The organism is Vagococcus sp. (assembly GCF_052102835.1).
GTDB lineage: Bacteria > Bacillota > Bacilli > Lactobacillales > Vagococcaceae > Vagococcus.
This window is the reverse complement of the sequence record NZ_JBQEIL010000012.1, coordinates 13,981-30,848: the sequence shown is the minus strand read 5'-3', so window position 1 is coordinate 30,848 and position 16,868 is coordinate 13,981. Positions and strand designations below refer to the sequence as shown.

Here is a 16,868-nt window from a genome sequence, read left to right as displayed (position 1 = left end):
GACGTCCCCGACACGAATCGAACGTGCGACCTGTCGCTTAGGAGGCGACTGCTCTATCCTACTGAGCTACGAGGACACAGACTAGTAAGTTGTTATTTCAACATCACTAGTAATCTGCTTTATTTTCTCACTAAATTTTAAATTTGTCTAGTTCATTTTTAGAAAAACTATTGTTTCCACTTCGCGCCTTTGTTTTTTTGTTTCTTTTGGCGATTTTTTTTCTTCTTCTTAACTTTCTCGTCCGGCGTTCTCGAAACCGCTTGCTTTGCATTATTTGATCCGTTTTCACTTGTTTTTTTCTTAATTTTTTTTGTTGGTCCTTCTTGTTCTTCTAGCGCTATTTTTTCACTAACAATTTCACCAAAAGCCGCATGTTTTTCAATCAGTTCACGATTGAGCTCTCTTATCATTTGACGTAAGTTACGTAATTCACGCTCGTTAACCAAACTCAAGACCATTCCTTCATTCCCCATACGTCCAACCCGTCCTGAACGATGGACATAATCATCGGTCATTAAAGGAACATCGTATTGAACAACATAATACAAATTAGAAAAATCAAGACCGCGAGCACCAATATCCGTTGTTAAGAGTAAAGATACCTTGCCTTCTGAAAAATCTTGAATACTTGCTTTCCGCTCCGTTTGTGTCTGATCACTAGCTAACGTCAAATGTTTGACACCTAAAAAATTCAAGCGCTCCGATACTGCTCCAAGTTCACTCACAGAATTAAAGAAGACTAAAGCTTTAAAATCTGGAGTATGAGCTAACCGACGTAACACTTCTGTTCGTTTACGAGAAGGGGTCAAAATAAAGGCATGTTCTATTTTACCTTTAGTATCATCTTCTTTGGTCACATCAACAATCGTAACTTCCGTTTTAAAAATTTCATCTAATTCATTCTCGACACTCAATCCCGTTGCAGAGATCCCAATGATCGGTGTTTCTCTTTGAATGGTTTTAATAATGCCTTTTGCCGCTGTAAACTCATTTTGTGAAACCATGTCATCAATTTCATCAAGAACAAGTGCTTTTAATTGGTGCGCTTTAATTTTGCGAGCTTTGATTAGTTCTAAAATACGACCAGATGTGCCAATAACAATCTCAGGCCGCTTTTTTAGGCCCTCTAATTGACGACGAACATTAGCCCCACCAATAATCGTTTGAACTTTTAACTCCAGCCCTTGTGCCCAAGGACGAGCAACTGTAGCAACTTGAGACGCTAATTCTTGAGAAGGAAGTACAATTAGTAACTGATTCCCTTCACCTTTTTCAAGTTTTAATAATAAAGGTAACAAATAAGCTAACGTTTTTCCAGATCCTGTTGGAGAAACACCTAATACCGATTGTTCTGTTGCTAATAACTTAAATAATTTTTCTTGAATTAAAGTAGGCTCACTAAATTCATTTTTTTCCCACTCTTTTTGCCAAACTTCAGGTAATTGTTCAATCATTTTTTATCTTCCTAACTTTTATTGGTCTGCCTCGAAAAGAATATCACTTGTTTTACGCATGTGCGTCATCACCTCATGAACATCTTTCGCTAGCTGAATCCATTCTTGATAATTTTTTTGTTCTTCGACACCTAACGGATGATTAATTACTTGACTAAAAGCTAGAGCTTCCGCCACCATCGGATTTTCTAAAACGTCCGTAGCATGCTCGATTACTACTTTTTTATCTTTTTCACGCTCAATCATCGTTATTTTTTCGATTGAATTAATCGCATCAAGAATTAAAGTACCATCACTCAAATAAATTTCTGACGGTAACTGACTATCCGCATGCTTGCCTGTTTGCATGGTCACATCAAAGGTTGGATATCTAAAGATCATCATACCGATTCCATCGACACCAGTCGTTAACTTTTGATTAAAATAAAGCGCATCTTCTGGATAACCAAACCAACTAATCGCAGCATAGACGAGATAAACACCTAAATCCATCAAAGCTCCACCCGAATACTTCGGTGAAAAAATATTGGGTTCCTCGCCTCTCAAAACGGCATCATAACGTGAAGAATATTTCATAAAAGTCAGGTTAGCTCCTACAACATCGTCACGCGTTTTCAAAAGTGAGGTCACTTTTTTAAAATTCTCTTCATGAATATGACGAGCCGCTTCAAAAATAAAGACTTCTTTTTCCTCTGCTAACTCGACTAATTCATTCAATTCAGTGCTGTTAGAAGCCATTGGTTTTTCAACAATCACGTGCTTGCCAGCGCGGATGGCTTGTTCGGCTTGTTGATAATGCAAACTATTGGGTGAAGCGATATAAAGAACGTCTATTTGATCAGAATGAAATAAAGTCTCTAATTGATCCGTGATAAGACTTTCTTCTTGGTTTTCATAATGATCCGAAAATTTTTGTGCCTTTTTAACAGAACGTGAATAAACACCTTTCAATTGATAGGCACCACTTGCTAATGCGGCTTCGACAAACTGATGGGTAATCCAATTGGTTCCAACGATTCCTAAATTTAACACTTTTTAGCACAACCTTTCCCTGACTCAGTAAACATTACTTTTTATTTTCTTTCTATCATTTAGTATATCAAAAAATACTTTAGATTACCTCCTATCTACTGAATAATAAACAAGAGGTTTACGTAATATATCATCTTTCCATACTACTTGTAAATTTAAAATAACTCTTTATTTTCGTTTTAGGGAAATCTATTCTAGCAAGGAATGTTTCTATACAAGGTCTTTTAATTATGATAGAATGTATTAAATGTTAGAGTCTTGAGTCACTCTAATCCAGACGGTGAATAAATTTAAATTCATAAAGATTAAGTTTTCCATCTCATTGGACAAGCTCCATGTTGCGGAAAACTGCGGTGTCTAAGTGATTACACACCTATTTTTTGCTATGCGTTTTAATCAATTATTTATTCTATCCAACAAAAAAACATTTCAATTTAAAGGAGATTTTTATATGATTTTTAAAGTATATTATCAAGAAGAAAAAAAATTTAGTCCACAAAGAGAAAAAACAAAATCGCTTTATGTCGAAGGCGAAGATAGTGTGTCTGTTAGACGTTTACTAGCTGAAAAGACAGACTATAATGTTGAACTTATCCAACCCCTAGAAGGCAACCATTTAGACTATGAAAAAGAAAATGCTGACTTCACTCTTGTGGAGTTTAATTAATTATGAAAGTTCAAATAAAAAATAATGAGACAGGCGTCTTTGGTATTGGTGGACTTGGCGAAATTGGTAAAAACATGTACGGGGTGCAATTCCAAGACGAAATTATTATTATTGATGCAGGAATTAAATTTCCTGAAGATGATTTATTAGGAATCGACTATGTTATTCCTGATTATCAATATATCGAAAAAAATCTAAGTAAAGTTAAAGCTCTTGTTATTACTCATGGGCATGAAGATCATATCGGTGGGATTCCATTTCTCTTAAAAAGAATGAACATTCCGATTTATGCTGGTCCTCTTGCTTTGGCTTTGATTAGAAACAAACTAGATGAACATGGGTTACTACGCGATGCTGAACTCCATGAAGTTAATGAAGATTCTGTCATTAAATTTAGAAAAACAACCATTAGCTTCTATCGAACGACTCATAGTATCCCGGAAGCTAACGGCGTCGTTGTAAAAACACCCTCTGGTAATATTGTATATTCAGGTGACTTCAAATTTGACTTCACTCCTGTTGGTGAACCCGCTAACCTACACAAAATGGCACGACTTGGTGAAGAAGGCGTTCTTTGCCTTCTATCAGATAGTACCAATGCTGAAATTCCAGATTTTACCAAATCAGAAAAAATGATTGGTGAATCTATTTTACGAATTATTGAAAAAGTTGAAGGTCGTGTCATTTTCGCGACATTTGCTTCGAATATTTTCCGATTACAGCAAACAATTCAAGCTGCTTTAAAAACAAATCGTAAGGTAGCTGTCTTTGGACGTAGCATGGAAAATGCCATGGTCAATGGACGGAATCTTGGTTACATCACAGCACCGGATGATACTTTTATTGACGGACGCGATATTAATAAATATCAAGCAAATGAAATCATGATTTTATGTACAGGGTCTCAAGGTGAGCCGATGGCCGCTTTAAGTCGGATTGCCAACGGGACTCACCGTCAGATTTCAATTCAACCAGATGATACAGTTATTTTCTCTAGTTCACCTATTCCAGGTAATACGACAAGTGTCAATCGCTTGATCAACCTTTTATCCGAAGCTGGAGCCAATGTTATCCACGGAAAAGTTAATAACATTCATACTTCCGGACATGGTGGACAACAAGAACAAAAACTCCTACTGCGTCTTTTAAAACCTAACTATTTTATTCCTGTTCACGGTGAGTACCGGATGTTAAATGTGCATTCGCAATCTGCTCAAGCAACCGGTATTCCTAAAGACCATTGCTTTATTTTAAATAATGGAGATGTTTTGGCACTGACAAAAGATTCTGCGCGCCGCGCGGGTCACTTTAGTGCGGATGATGTCTATGTTGACGGAAACGGGATTGGCGACATTGGTAACATCGTCCTTAAAGACCGCCGTATTCTTTCCGAAGATGGTATTGTTTTAGCCGTTGCGACTGTTAATTATGAAACAGAAACGATTGTTGCCGGACCTGATATTCTATCTCGTGGCTTTATCTACATGCGAGAATCTGGTGAGTTAATTCAAGAAACACAAAAACTTTTATTTGATGCTATTCGCAAAGGTTTGAAACGACCAAATTGTGATGAAGCAATGTTAAGTGAGATTATTGTTAACACGGTACAGCCGTTCTTGATTGAAAAAACAGAACGTCATCCCATGATTTTACCAATGATTTTAGAAGCTAAGTAAAGCTCAAAAGCTATAATCTAACGAGTGAATGTTAGATTATAGCTTTTTTATTTTGATAATTTTGATACAAAAAAAGTACCTGTTGACGAATCAACAGGTACTTTTGATTAATTTACTAATTAAGCTTTAGTTACGTTAGCTGCTTGAGGTCCACGGTCAGTTTCTTCGATTTCGAAAGATACTGCTTGACCTTCTTCTAAAGTTTTGAATCCGTCACCTTCGATTGCTGAGAAGTGTACGAATACGTCGTTACCTTCTTCTTGTTGAATAAATCCAAATCCTTTTTCTGCGTTAAACCATTTTACTGTTCCTTGAGCCATGATATTTTCCTCCTCGTGCCATAAAGCACATATAATATTTGTAATTCTTGCTTTCGGTCGATAGAGGTGTCTATCTTTTTTGAAACGACTTCTATGTGATCCAAAATCAAATTACAAATTAATCATACCCCATGTGTTACTTAATTGCAAGTGATTACCTTGTCTTTTTAAATTTGATTTGTTTCTTGAAAACTTACATATTTTTCAGAACCAATCACTAAATGATCTAAAACATCAATTCCAAGTAAGCGCCCACACTCTACTAAACGTCGAGTAAATAAGCAATCGTGTTCTGATGGCTCTGGATTTCCTGAGGGGTGATTATGAGCTACAATAATTCTGGCAGCCGCTACTTTTACAGCTATTCTAAAAATTTCTCGTGGATGAGCGACCGATTGATTTAGACTACCAATGAAGATGGTTTGTTTTTTTATAATTTCATTTTTAGTATTCAGGTATAGAACAACCAAATGCTCCTGAAGATAATCTTGCATCTCAAGGACCAACTGTTCACCTAATCCCTGACTAGAAACGGCTTGACCCAACTTGTTTTGTGAAACACCATTCAAACGCTTGCCTAATTCAAAAACGGCTTGGATTTCAATGGCTTTCACTCGACCGACACCTGTTATTTCTTTTAATTCTTCCAAACTTGCCAGTTTTAATTCAAACAAATTATCAAAATGGCTCAAAATGTTTTGGGACAATTCCATGACATTGTATTTCTTTCCACCTGTTCGTAAAACAATCGCTAATAGTTCTTGAGTTGTTAAAAAATTAACACCCAATTGTTCTAGACGTTCTCGAGGTTTAAGCTCATTTGGAAATTTTTTAAATGACTTTATTTGCTCTTCCATAAAAAGACCTCCTTTTCATCAATAACATATGAAAAGGAGGTCTCTATTTTTATTTTTCTTGTAAACTCGCTAAATATTCATGCAGAGAAGGGTAAATCGCCATAGTTTTTTCTCTTGCTTCATCATTCGGTGGTAATAGGTCTGGAATCATTACCACAGGAACTTTAGCCGTATGACTGGCACGGATACCATTTAAAGAATCCTCTAACATCACCAATTCATCTGGTTCAGCACCTAATAAAGCAATCGCTTTTTCTACAATTTCTGGATGTGGTTTTGCATGAGTGACATCGTCCCCTGAAACAATACCAGTAAAGTAATCTGCCATTTTCGCATTTTCTAATAGCACTTCAATTGCGCCACGATTGTTACTTGAAGCAACAACACAAGGTATTTCTTCAGCTTTTAAATAATCGAGTAATTCAAAGACACCGGGTTTAATAGGTGCACCGATTTCAGTAAATTCTGTATGAATAGATTCACGTGTCTCTTTGATGAAGTTTTCAATATTTTCATCTGATGTTTCTGGAAAATCAACATAATAACGTCGATACGTTTCGGCTTCACCTTGACCTAATTCCGTTAAATAATGGGCTTTATCGTAGCCTTTAAGCCCCCACTTTTTAGCATATTCAATATTAGTACGACAGTAAACAGCCTCTGTATCTAGCAACAATCCATCCATATCAAAAATAATACCTTTAATTTTCTTCAATCAATGTTCCTCCTAATAAGACTTCGCGCACTTGCGAGATAAAGTAAAGTGATCCTGTAATCAAGATGACATCGTCCCCTGACCAATCATTTAGCGTGTCGGCTAAAGCCGCTTGCCAATGTGTATAAGGTTCTAAATCAAGAGCCTCATATTGTTCTTTAGTGAAAGCTTTTGGATAATCAAAGGTTGTCACTCGCAAGTTTAAATTGGGTACTTTTTTCAAATCATCCAACATTCCTTTGATATCTTTCGTGCTCAAGGCTGCAAAAATAGTATGAATTGTTTTTCCTGTAAATTCTTTGGTTAAATTTTCTTTTAAAACACTCATCGCATGCTCATTATGGGCACCATCTAAAATAATCAAAGGCTCATCCGAAATTTTTTCCATTCTACCTGGCCAATGTGCTTTTTTCAAACCATTTTTGATATGTTTCGGTAGCACACGTAATCCTAATTTTTCGCAAGCAATCAAATAAACTTGGATGGCGACACTTGCATTGTCAACTTGATGACGTCCTAATAAGCTCGTTGTTACATGGTCTAGTTTTAATTCTTGTGATTTAAAATTAAAACTTTCTCCCCATGTATCAACAGGCTGTAAGTACTCACTCACAAAAGCCTCACCATAACGATAAACAGGACTGCCTAATTCCTCTGCTTCTGCGCGAATAACTTCAAAAGCTGAATCTTCGACTTTCCCAACAACAATTGGTGTTCGTGCTTTGATTATCCCTGCTTTTTGATGCGCAATTTCTTCAATCGTGTCACCTAAAATATCAATATGGTCTAACCCTAGTGTTGTAATGGCTGAAACGAGTGGATGGATAACGTTTGTACTATCAAATCGTCCCCCTAAACCAACCTCGACAATCACCACATCGACTTTTTTTTCATAAAAATATTGAAACATCATCGCTGTTAGTATTTCAAACTCAACAGTATTTTTTAGTTCTTCATCTTGATCCATCTCATCAATAATTGGTTTCACTTTATTAAAAACTGCAACTAAATCATCGTCAGGAATTGGTTGACCATTAATCGCAATCCGCTCTGAGAATTGTTCAATATAAGGTGACGTAAAAGTACCGACAGTTAAACCAGCCTCTTCCAATAAACAACGGAGAAAGGTCGTTGTTGAGCCTTTACCATTGGTACCTCCTATGTGGATTGTCCTTACCTTATGTTGTGGGTTATCTAAACGTTCAAGTACTTCATTAATTCGAATCAATCCTGGGCGAATACCAAATTTTAAACGACCATGAATCCATTCCACTGTTTCTTCATAATTCATCCATTTTCACCTTTGTTTCCCTCGTTATTTTTTTAGACTATTAATTCGTTCTGTCACTGCTTGTTTACGTTCTAAATATTCTTTTTCTTTTTTACGTTCGCCTTCAACAACAGCCTCAGGAGCACTATTTACAAAGCGTTCATTAGCTAATTTTTTCTGAACTCGAACGACTTCACTCTCCCATTTTTTAAGTTCTTTTTCAAGACGAAGAATTTCTTCTTCGATATTGATTAGCCCTTCCAATGGTAAATAAATTTCAGCACCTGTAATGATTGTCGTCATCGCTGTATCGGGTGCTACTATTTCTTTAGCGATCACCAATTCTTCTGGATTACAAAAACGTTCAATATAATTCGTATTTTCTTTTAAGAAGGCTTCAACAGTGTCGTCATTTGTTTTAATTAATAATGAAATCGGTTTAGAAAGCGGTGTATTCACTTCTGCACGACTATTACGAACAGAACGAATCAACTCTTTTAAGACTTCCATGCCTTTAGCTGAAGCTTCATTTGTAAATTCTGGACGAACCTTTGGATAATTAGCGATAACTAAAGAGTCGCCTTCATGTGGTAATTTTTCCCAGATTTCTTCCGTTACAAAAGGCATGATTGGGTGAAGCAAACGTAAAATTTGATCTAGCGTATGTGTTAAAATGCTACGAGTCATATTTTTTTGTGTTTCGTCTTCACCGTAAAGAACTTCTTTACTCATCTCAATATACCAATCACAAAAATCATCCCAAATGAAATTATATAAATGACGCCCTGCTTCTCCAAACTCAAAACGATCAAAGAAATTCGTTACTTTTTCAATGGTTTCATTCAATCGTGTTAAAATCCATTCATCGGCTACTGTTTTCTTACCTTCTAATTGAATATCATCATAATTAAAATCTTCAATGTTCATTAAAACAAAGCGAGAAGCATTCCAAATTTTATTAATAAAATTCCAAGAAGAATCCATTTTTTCATAACTGAAACGCATATCTTGCCCTGGAGTTGAACCATTGGATAAGAACCAACGTAAGGCATCTGCCCCATATTGATTAATCACATCCATTGGATCAATCCCATTTCCGAGTGATTTACTCATTTTACGACCGTCTTCTGCACGGATTAGTCCATGAATTAAAACATTCTCAAAAGGACGTTTTTCAGTAAACTCTAAACTTTGGAAAATCATACGACTCACCCAGAAGAAGATAATGTCATATCCAGTGACTAATGTACTGGTTGGAAAATAACGTTTAAAGTCATGTGATTCTTCATCAGGCCAACCCATTGTTGAAAATGGCCATAGCGCTGAACTAAACCAAGTATCTAAAACATCTTCATCTTGAGTCCAATTTTCAAGATCTTTTGGTGCTTCTTCCCCCACATACATTTCACCTGTGGTTTTATGATACCAAGCGGGAATACGATGTCCCCACCAAAGTTGACGTGAAATTACCCAGTCATGGACATTTTCCATCCACGTCATAAAGGTCTGATTGAAACGTGGTGGATAAAAATCAACTTTATCATCTGTCGCTTGATTATTAATCGCTTCTTCTGCTAAGGGTTTCATTTTAACAAACCATTGTGTCGACAAACGTGGCTCTACAACTACGCCTGTTCTTTCAGAATGTCCCACACTATGGGTCATTTTTTCAATCCCTTTGAGTAAACCTAATGCCTCTAAATCTTCTATAATAGCCTTACGTGCCACGAAACGATCCATTCCAGCATATTTACCTGCTAAGTCATTCATCGTTGCGTCATCGTTCATTACGTTCACACGAGGCAATTCATGACGATTTCCCACCTCAAAATCATTCGGATCATGTGCAGGTGTAATTTTTACGACCCCTGTTCCAAAATCCATTTCAACGTAGCGATCAGCAATAATTGGAATTTCTTTATCCACTAAGGGTAAAATAACCGTCTTGCCAATAAAATCTTGATAACGTTCATCATCCGGGTGAACAGCAATTGCTGTATCGCCTAACATTGTTTCTGGACGTGTTGTTGCAATTTCTAGACGACCGCTACCATCTGCTAAAGGATAATACATATGATAGAAAGCACCTTCGACATCTTTATGGATGACTTCAATATCAGAAAGGGCTGTTTTAGCTTGAGGATCCCAGTTAATAATATACTCTCCACGATAAATTAGCTCTTTTTCATAAAGTTTAACAAATACTTTTTTTACCGCATCTGATAGACCATCATCTAAAGTAAAGCGCTCACGTGAATAGTCAAGTGATAGCCCAAGTTTCGACCATTGTTCGCGAATATGGCCTGCATATTCTTCTTTCCATTCTTTTGTTACCTCGATAAATTTTTCGCGCCCCAAATCATAACGAGTGATTCCTTCCGCACGAAGTTTTTCTTCCACTTTAGCTTGTGTAGCAATTCCCGCATGGTCCATTCCTGGTAACCAAAGGGTATCAAAGCCCTGCATTCTCTTTTGGCGAATAATCATATCTTGTAAGGTTGTATCCCAAGCATGGCCTAAATGTAATTTTCCTGTCACATTAGGTGGTGGGATAACAATCGAATAAGCCGGTGCTGTTTCATCACCGCTTGGTTTAAATAACTCTCGGTCTAGCCATTTTTGATAGCGACCTGCTTCAACTTCTTTTGGGTCAAATTTTGAAGCTAAATTTTTTTCTGTCATGACTTTCTTCCTTTCTCTCAAAAAAATAAAAAAAGCCCTAAAATATTTCTATTTTAGGACGAATTATTAATAGTTCGCGGTACCACCTAGATTACAACAACAGCCTTTTTCAAGGTGTAGTCATCACTCTTATTACAGTAAGGTATCGGTTACCAGTCGGACGAATCTTGCTCCTAAGCAACCTTCACATCTCACCCAAGGAAAGTCTTGCAGCCAATGAACTTTCTCTCTAAACCTTTTCCAAGATGTTACTCCTCTTAATCAAAGCAATAAGATATTTTCTTCATTCTACAATGAAAAATTGGAAAGGTCAAACCTAAATTAAATTTTTAGCTGCTACTAACGCTTTTGAATAATCTGGTTCCGTTGCAATTTCTGCTACGATTTCTTGATAGGCAATTTCACCTGTCGGTGTGACAACATAAATCGCACGTGCTAAGTGATTGATTTTTGGAATCACTAAACCGTAAGCTTCGCCAAATGATAAGTCTGTATCATGTAACATTGTCATCTCGACACCTTCAGCACCACACCATGCTGCTTGCTCTTCTTTAGTGTTATTTGAAATCGTGACAAAATTAATTTCTGCAATTTTGGCCGCTTCCTCATTAAAACGTTTGGTCTGAATCGCGCAAACACTGGTATTAATGTCTGGTACGACACTAATAATTAATGGTTTTGCGAGTAATTCTTTTAAAGAATGAGTTTCTTCGTTTAAATCTTGTAACGAAAATTCTGGTGCTTTGTCCCCAACTTTCGTTTGTTGACCTGCTAATTCTACTGCTTCACCTTTTAATGTTACGTTCATTTAAAAAACTCCCTCCATATATTCATTTCATACCCTTATCATCCCATATTCTGTTTTTATTACCTAATAACTTGCTCAACACTCAAGAAAAAGCCTAACAAAATCATTTCATTTTGTCAGGCTTTTTAACTATTTTTCTCTTAAAGTACAGATAAATCTGTACCATTATAATTTTCATCATAATAAATCAAAGTTTGCAATTCTGTCGTCAAATCAATATATTGAACTTGAATATGATGGGGCACTTTTAAACGTTTAGGTGCAAAATTCAATACCGCTGTCACCCCGGAATCAATCACTTGGTCCATTACACGTTGAGCTTTGTCGCTCGGTACCGTCATGATAACGGTCGTAATCCCTTCTTTTCTAACAATTTCTTTCAATTTTTCAATATCATAAACTTCAATATCATTGACTTTTTCTCCAATAATCATTGAATTTGCATCAAAGGATGCTACAATATTTAAATTTGAATTACGTCTGAAATTATTTTTCATTAACGCACGGCCTAAGTTTCCTACACCAATCAAGCCGATTCTTTTTTCAATATCTGTATTAAGGATTTCAGAAAAAACCTCGATAAGATAAGGAACATCATAGCCATAGCCACTCCGACCCAATTCTCCAAAATGTGAAAAATCACGACGAATTGTCGCTGAAGGGATTTGAATCATTTGACTAAATTCATTTGATTTTATGCGTTTAATTCCACTTTGATCTAACGTTTTTAAATAGCGAAAATATAAGGGTATTCTTTTAGCTGTTGCCTTTGGAATTGCTTTATTTTTCTTAATAGGTTCCACGTACTCATCCTCCTTTTTTGTGAGTAATTTCACATTAATAGTACCACGCTTTTTTTTAAAATTCAATTGTTTGTGAAAAGTTTTTTATTTTTTTATGTTAAACAACAATATATTACCATTTTGCTATTTAATCTCCTTCCATTTCTACATCAACTTTTATTTTCAACTATTTTTAAACTTAATCTCCCTTTTATTTATTCCGCTTATCTTTTAACCTTTATTTATTTCACACAATCAAATAAGACTAAATATGATGGTCTAGACAATAAAAACAATAACTCATCGACTTTTTACTGTCGTGAGTTATTGTTTTGCTTCCCTTTATAAAAGATCGTCCACTTCTTCAGTCATTTGATTTAAAAATTGATCAGTGGATTTAATTTCTGTCATTAAAATTCCTTCTAATGCTCTTTTAATCAAACCATCGACATCCAAACGTTTTTCATAATCTATAACTTTTTCTAATTTTGGTTTTGTTTTTGGTTCCGGTGGGGCGAAAATTGTACAGCAATCTTCAAATGGTTGGATTGCTAATTCAAAGGTATCAATCTTTTCAGCAATTTTAATAATCTCACTCTTATCCATCGCAATAACCGGACGAATAATCGGAGTCGTGGTCACTTCATTAATGGCTAGCATGCTGTGCATCGTTTGTGAGGCGACTTGACCCAATGACTCCCCATTGATAATCGCTAAACCTTTTCGTTGCTGACGTATCAACTCCGTCAAACGTAACATAAAACGACGAGTAACGGTCATCCAGTAACCTGAAGGGATTTGGCGTTTGATTTCTTCTTGAATTTCTGCAAAAGGAACTGTTATAAATTGAATATTACCAACATAAGGCGTTAGTTTAACCGTTAAATCTTTTGCTTTTTGTAGAGATTGTTCGCTAGTATACGGTGGGCTAAAGAAATGAACAGCCTCAACTTCTACTCCACGTTTCATTGCTAAGTACCCTGCAACAGGTGAGTCAATTCCACCAGATAGCATTAGCATTCCTTTACCACTTGAACCAACGGGCAAGCCACCTGCCCCAAAAATAGTTTCACATGATAGATAAGCCGCTTCTTGACGAACTTCAACTTCCATACGAATATCCGGCTTCACCATTTTGACTTCAATTCCTGGCATGCCGTTAAAAATAGCTGCACCAACCTCACGATTAAGATCGTTTGTATCCCAGACAAATTCTTTATCGCTGCGACGACTTTTCACTTTAAACGTTTGGCCTTCTTTCCAAACTTCCTTCATCATCTCTAGTGCCGTATTTTTAATCATTTCTGTTTCTTTTTCGATTTTGATAACAGGTGAAAAACTTTGAATTCCAAAAATTGGTTTCAAACGGTCCATCACTTCATGGCTATCTTCATCGTTCAACATGAGATGCATCCGATCACGTTCCCCACGAATCTTCACCTCGGGAAACTCATGTAAAGCCTGTTTTACATTGCGTGCAAGTTGACTAATGAATAAGCGTCGGTTCTTTCCTTTAGTTGATAATTCGCCATAGCGAACCATTATCTCAGTATATTTCATAATTACTCCTTTAGTTGTTATCTATTTAGTTTTGAAAACTTTTTATATAATTGATTAAAAATCGTCAAAAATTGTTCGACTTCCGTCATCGTATTATTTTCATCTAAACTAATCCGAACAGCCGTTTCAGCTTCTTTTTTAGGGATGTCCATTGCTTCTAACGTACTACTATTTAACTTTTTCTTACTTGAACAAGCACTTGTTGTTGAAATATAAATATCTTTTTCTTCTAACGCATGAACTAAAACTTCACCTCGAATGCCACGTATTCCAAAACAAAGAATATGGGGCGCTGAAGTAGCAGCTTCTGTTGACGAGTAGATAGAAACCCATTCATATTCAGATAATGCTGAAAGCAAGCTATCTTTTAAATGACGAACTTTCTCTATTTTCCACTCTGAATCAGTTAACGTTAAACGTAAGGCTTTAGCTGTACTAATATTTCCTGGAACATTTTCAGTTCCACTGCGCTGATTATTTTCTTGACCACCACCAGCAAATAGAGGTGAAAGACGAGTTCCCTCCTTACGATATAAAATACCGACACCACGAGGACCATGAAACTTGTGAGCAGAAAGGGTCACAAAATCAACTCTTTCAGTTAACCAAGTCGTGATTGGAACTTTTCCAATCGCTTGCACCGCATCTACATGATAGTGAATTGTCGGATAATCCTCTAAAATCTCACTTATTGCTATAATGGGTTGAACACTTCCCACTTCATTATTAACAGCCATCGTTGATACTAAAATCGTTTCTGGTCGAAGTAGTTGTTTTAAAGCGATAGCATCAATTATCCCTTGCGCATTAACCGGTAAAATTGAAACTTCAAAGCCTTGTGCGATTAATTGTTCGGCTGCTTTAGTCACAGATGGATGCTCAATCGCTGAAATGATAATATGATTACCAAAAGGACGTTTTTCAAAAGCCGTTCCTTTTAAAACCCAATTATTCCCCTCTGTTCCACAGCTTGTAAAATAAATTTCACTTGTTTTAACCCCAAGTAATCCAGCAACTTGTTCCCGTGCTTTCGTCAATAGGTTTTGCGCATTTTCACCTAATCGATGTAAACTCGATGGATTTCCAATAAAACGTTGACTTGTTTTAACATACGTATCTAAAACGTCACGCTGAATGGCGGTTGTTGCACTATTATCAAAATATATCATTTTTTCACTCTTTTCTAGAAAATTCACTCTTCATTATACCTTCTTCAATTCATTCCTTCAATGAAAGATAACTCTTATTTTTAGCAATGAAAAAAACAGTAGACTAAGCTACTGTTTAAATCATGATATCTTTATTATTTAAATAATATTTTCTAATACGTTCTGTTACTCCCGGTTCAATTCTCTCGACTGCTTCAGAAATCACATTTAATGATTCTTCATAGTCATGATCATTTGCAAATAGGAGCATACTCTTATCGATTGCATTTTTGATTTCTGGGTGAGAAAAGCGGAAACGGTTAGCATACTGAATCATTTGTTCGGTCAATGCCGCACTGTCAATTAGATTATCCGTTTTGTCTTTCAACGACGTCAAATCATCTTGACAAGATTGTACGAGATAATCGATATGATCCATATCTATTCTAATCTTGTTAAGTTCTCGACTTAACTCCTCAATTCTTTCAGTTGTTACAAAGAAAAACTCAAGATAATTATTAGGAATACCTGGTAATCTTTGTTTTTCGATATAACGTTTTAACATACGCAATTCAAGTTCATAGTCATCGATACTTTCTAAGGCTTTACGCTCTCTTGGAACGACACCCTTAATCGATTGATCTATTTTTATCTGTTCTGCTTCAATATCTTTCAACTGAGCTAAACTTTCTTTGTAGAAAGAAGCAACCTGAGTAAAGATAGCTTTTTTCTCTTCTAAATTTGTTTCTATGACTTCTACTTCTTTACGAATTTCTTCCATTTGTGCTTGGAATCCTCTTGCTTTTCCAATCTCATTACCATTCAAAACGTAACTTTGGGAAACATGGTCCAGTTCAACCATCAGTACTTCATTATTATCCTCAGCATGACTCAAGAAGTTCGTTAATTGAGCTTTGTGGTCGTTAACATACTGACGTGCTTTAATTTCTTTTTCCATCACGTCGTATAAAACATCAATATCTTTAGCCATTTCATCATTTAATTTGCCTACATTTTCTACTTCTAATTTTTCTAAGTTCATTAAAGTAGAATGGATGCGACTTTCTAATTTTTCAACATTCGCTAAAATTGTATCATTCTCAAACACATAGTGATCTTTTTTAAGCGTTGCATAACCGCTCTTGATCTCTTTTAATTGTTTAGGGAAAATTTTATCTAATGTTTCAAACAATGGTGGCACTTGCTCAATCACATTTTTAATTTCATAAGTTTTCTCTTCTGCATTTTCTAAAACCGTGCGTGCTTCCATAGGGTCACCCGCTGTGTTTAATGCTTTAAACTGAGTAAACTCACGTTCAATACCCTGGATTTGCTTACCTAATTCTTTATAAGCGACACCATAAATATCGGGATCTTCCGTCAGAACTTCACTAATTTCCTTATAAGAATCTAGTGCTGCTTGAACTACCTCAGAGTTTCTTTCTTCACTTTCAGCAAGTTCTTTTAAGCCATGACGTATTTCATCCACTTCTTTTTCCATACCTGATAAAGTAAGACTTGCTTCATCGCAAGCATCTTTCACTTTGAAGAAGCGAAAGGTTTCATTTAAGTTTTCAATTTCAAAGATGAGACTTTCTAACTCTGCAAAAGAGATAGTTGAGATGTCGACCCATTTCTGGTTCCACTCTCTAAAGGTGTTTTGACTTTGGCCTACTAAGTGCATTTTTTTAACGCCATCAATTTCTTCTAATATCGGCAAATCGAATAGAGCAATTTTACGATTTTCGAGTTCCTCCAACCGCTCTTGGTTCTTTCGCTTGATTAAAAAGGTGGCTAGATAGCAAAGAACTGCTACGATAACTACAATCAGTAGTATCCATAACCAAAGTGTATTTTTCATGAAATTTCCTCCATATATTCTTTAATCACCACTACC

14 protein-coding genes, 1 tRNA gene and 1 other annotated feature are annotated in these 16,868 nt (G+C 36.0%); of the genes, 2 read left to right on the top strand and 13 right to left on the bottom strand.

The features are described from left to right. Positions 1–2 precede the first annotated feature (2 nt). The 3 genes from ACTJFD_RS10405 to ACTJFD_RS10395 form a co-directional block, all read right to left on the bottom strand. Positions 3–76, bottom strand: a tRNA-Arg gene (locus ACTJFD_RS10405). A gap of 91 nt (positions 77–167) precedes the next feature. After that, positions 168–1,454 (bottom strand): DEAD/DEAH box helicase, encoded by a 1,287-nt coding sequence (locus tag ACTJFD_RS10400; protein ID WP_442261464.1) that lies wholly within the window; start codon positions 1,452–1,454, stop codon positions 168–170. Positions 1,455–1,472: 18 nt separating this feature from the next. Further along, the gene (locus ACTJFD_RS10395) at positions 1,473–2,486 is read right to left on the bottom strand and encodes a Gfo/Idh/MocA family protein (RefSeq protein WP_442261463.1); all 1,014 of its coding nucleotides are present in this window, start codon (positions 2,484–2,486) and stop codon (positions 1,473–1,475) included. Positions 2,487–2,937: 451 nt separating this feature from the next. Between ACTJFD_RS10395 and ACTJFD_RS10390 the strand changes: the two genes are divergently transcribed. Together ACTJFD_RS10390 and rnjA are read left to right on the top strand one after the other, a co-directional pair. Beyond that, positions 2,938–3,153 carry a DNA-directed RNA polymerase subunit epsilon gene (locus tag ACTJFD_RS10390; protein ID WP_442261462.1) on the top strand — a complete coding sequence of 72 codons (216 nt, stop codon included), beginning with the start codon at positions 2,938–2,940 and terminating at the stop codon, positions 3,151–3,153. Between the two features lie 2 nt (positions 3,154–3,155). Then, positions 3,156–4,829 carry a ribonuclease J1 gene (gene rnjA, locus ACTJFD_RS10385; RefSeq protein WP_442261461.1) on the top strand — a complete coding sequence of 558 codons (1,674 nt, stop codon included), beginning with the start codon at positions 3,156–3,158 and terminating at the stop codon, positions 4,827–4,829. Positions 4,830–4,948: 119 nt separating this feature from the next. Here the strand turns inward: rnjA and ACTJFD_RS10380 are convergent, their stop codons facing one another. The 10 genes from ACTJFD_RS10380 to ACTJFD_RS10335 form a co-directional block, all read right to left on the bottom strand. Next, on the bottom strand, positions 4,949–5,149 hold the full coding sequence (locus ACTJFD_RS10380; protein ID WP_442261460.1) for a cold-shock protein: 201 nt from the start codon (positions 5,147–5,149) through the stop codon (positions 4,949–4,951). Between the two features lie 167 nt (positions 5,150–5,316). Further along, positions 5,317–6,006, bottom strand: a complete 690-nt coding sequence (gene radC / locus ACTJFD_RS10375) for a RadC family protein (RefSeq protein WP_442261459.1) — start codon at positions 6,004–6,006, stop codon at positions 5,317–5,319. A gap of 49 nt (positions 6,007–6,055) precedes the next feature. Beyond that, positions 6,056–6,721: an HAD family hydrolase gene (locus ACTJFD_RS10370; RefSeq protein ID WP_442261458.1), complete on the bottom strand. Its 666-nt coding sequence runs from the start codon at positions 6,719–6,721 to the stop codon at positions 6,056–6,058. After that, a complete protein-coding gene (locus ACTJFD_RS10365) occupies positions 6,708–8,012 on the bottom strand; it encodes a bifunctional folylpolyglutamate synthase/dihydrofolate synthase (RefSeq protein WP_442261457.1) in 1,305 nt (434 codons plus the stop codon). The genes ACTJFD_RS10370 and ACTJFD_RS10365 overlap by 14 nt, the downstream gene beginning before the upstream one ends. Positions 8,013–8,036: 24 nt before the next feature. Further along, positions 8,037–10,673, bottom strand: coding sequence for a valine--tRNA ligase (locus ACTJFD_RS10360; RefSeq protein WP_442261456.1), 2,637 nt, complete (start codon positions 10,671–10,673; stop codon positions 8,037–8,039). 51 nt (positions 10,674–10,724) lie between these two features. Continuing rightward, positions 10,725–10,947 (bottom strand) — a binding site (T-box leader). A gap of 42 nt (positions 10,948–10,989) precedes the next feature. Continuing rightward, positions 10,990–11,481, bottom strand: a complete 492-nt coding sequence (gene tpx, locus ACTJFD_RS10355; RefSeq protein ID WP_442261455.1) for a thiol peroxidase — start codon at positions 11,479–11,481, stop codon at positions 10,990–10,992. Between the two features lie 140 nt (positions 11,482–11,621). Continuing rightward, the gene (locus tag ACTJFD_RS10350; protein ID WP_442261454.1) at positions 11,622–12,284 is read right to left on the bottom strand and encodes a redox-sensing transcriptional repressor Rex; all 663 of its coding nucleotides are present in this window, start codon (positions 12,282–12,284) and stop codon (positions 11,622–11,624) included. Positions 12,285–12,605: 321 nt separating this feature from the next. Beyond that, positions 12,606–13,823, bottom strand: a complete 1,218-nt coding sequence (thiI, locus tag ACTJFD_RS10345; RefSeq protein WP_442261453.1) for a tRNA uracil 4-sulfurtransferase ThiI — start codon at positions 13,821–13,823, stop codon at positions 12,606–12,608. Between the two features lie 17 nt (positions 13,824–13,840). Continuing rightward, complete coding sequence (locus tag ACTJFD_RS10340; protein ID WP_442261452.1) at positions 13,841–14,992, bottom strand: cysteine desulfurase family protein; 1,152 nt, start codon at positions 14,990–14,992, stop codon at positions 13,841–13,843. A 115-nt stretch (positions 14,993–15,107) separates the two neighbouring features. Beyond that, a complete protein-coding gene (locus tag ACTJFD_RS10335) occupies positions 15,108–16,832 on the bottom strand; it encodes a septation ring formation regulator EzrA (RefSeq protein ID WP_442261451.1) in 1,725 nt (574 codons plus the stop codon). Positions 16,833–16,868 lie beyond the last annotated feature (36 nt).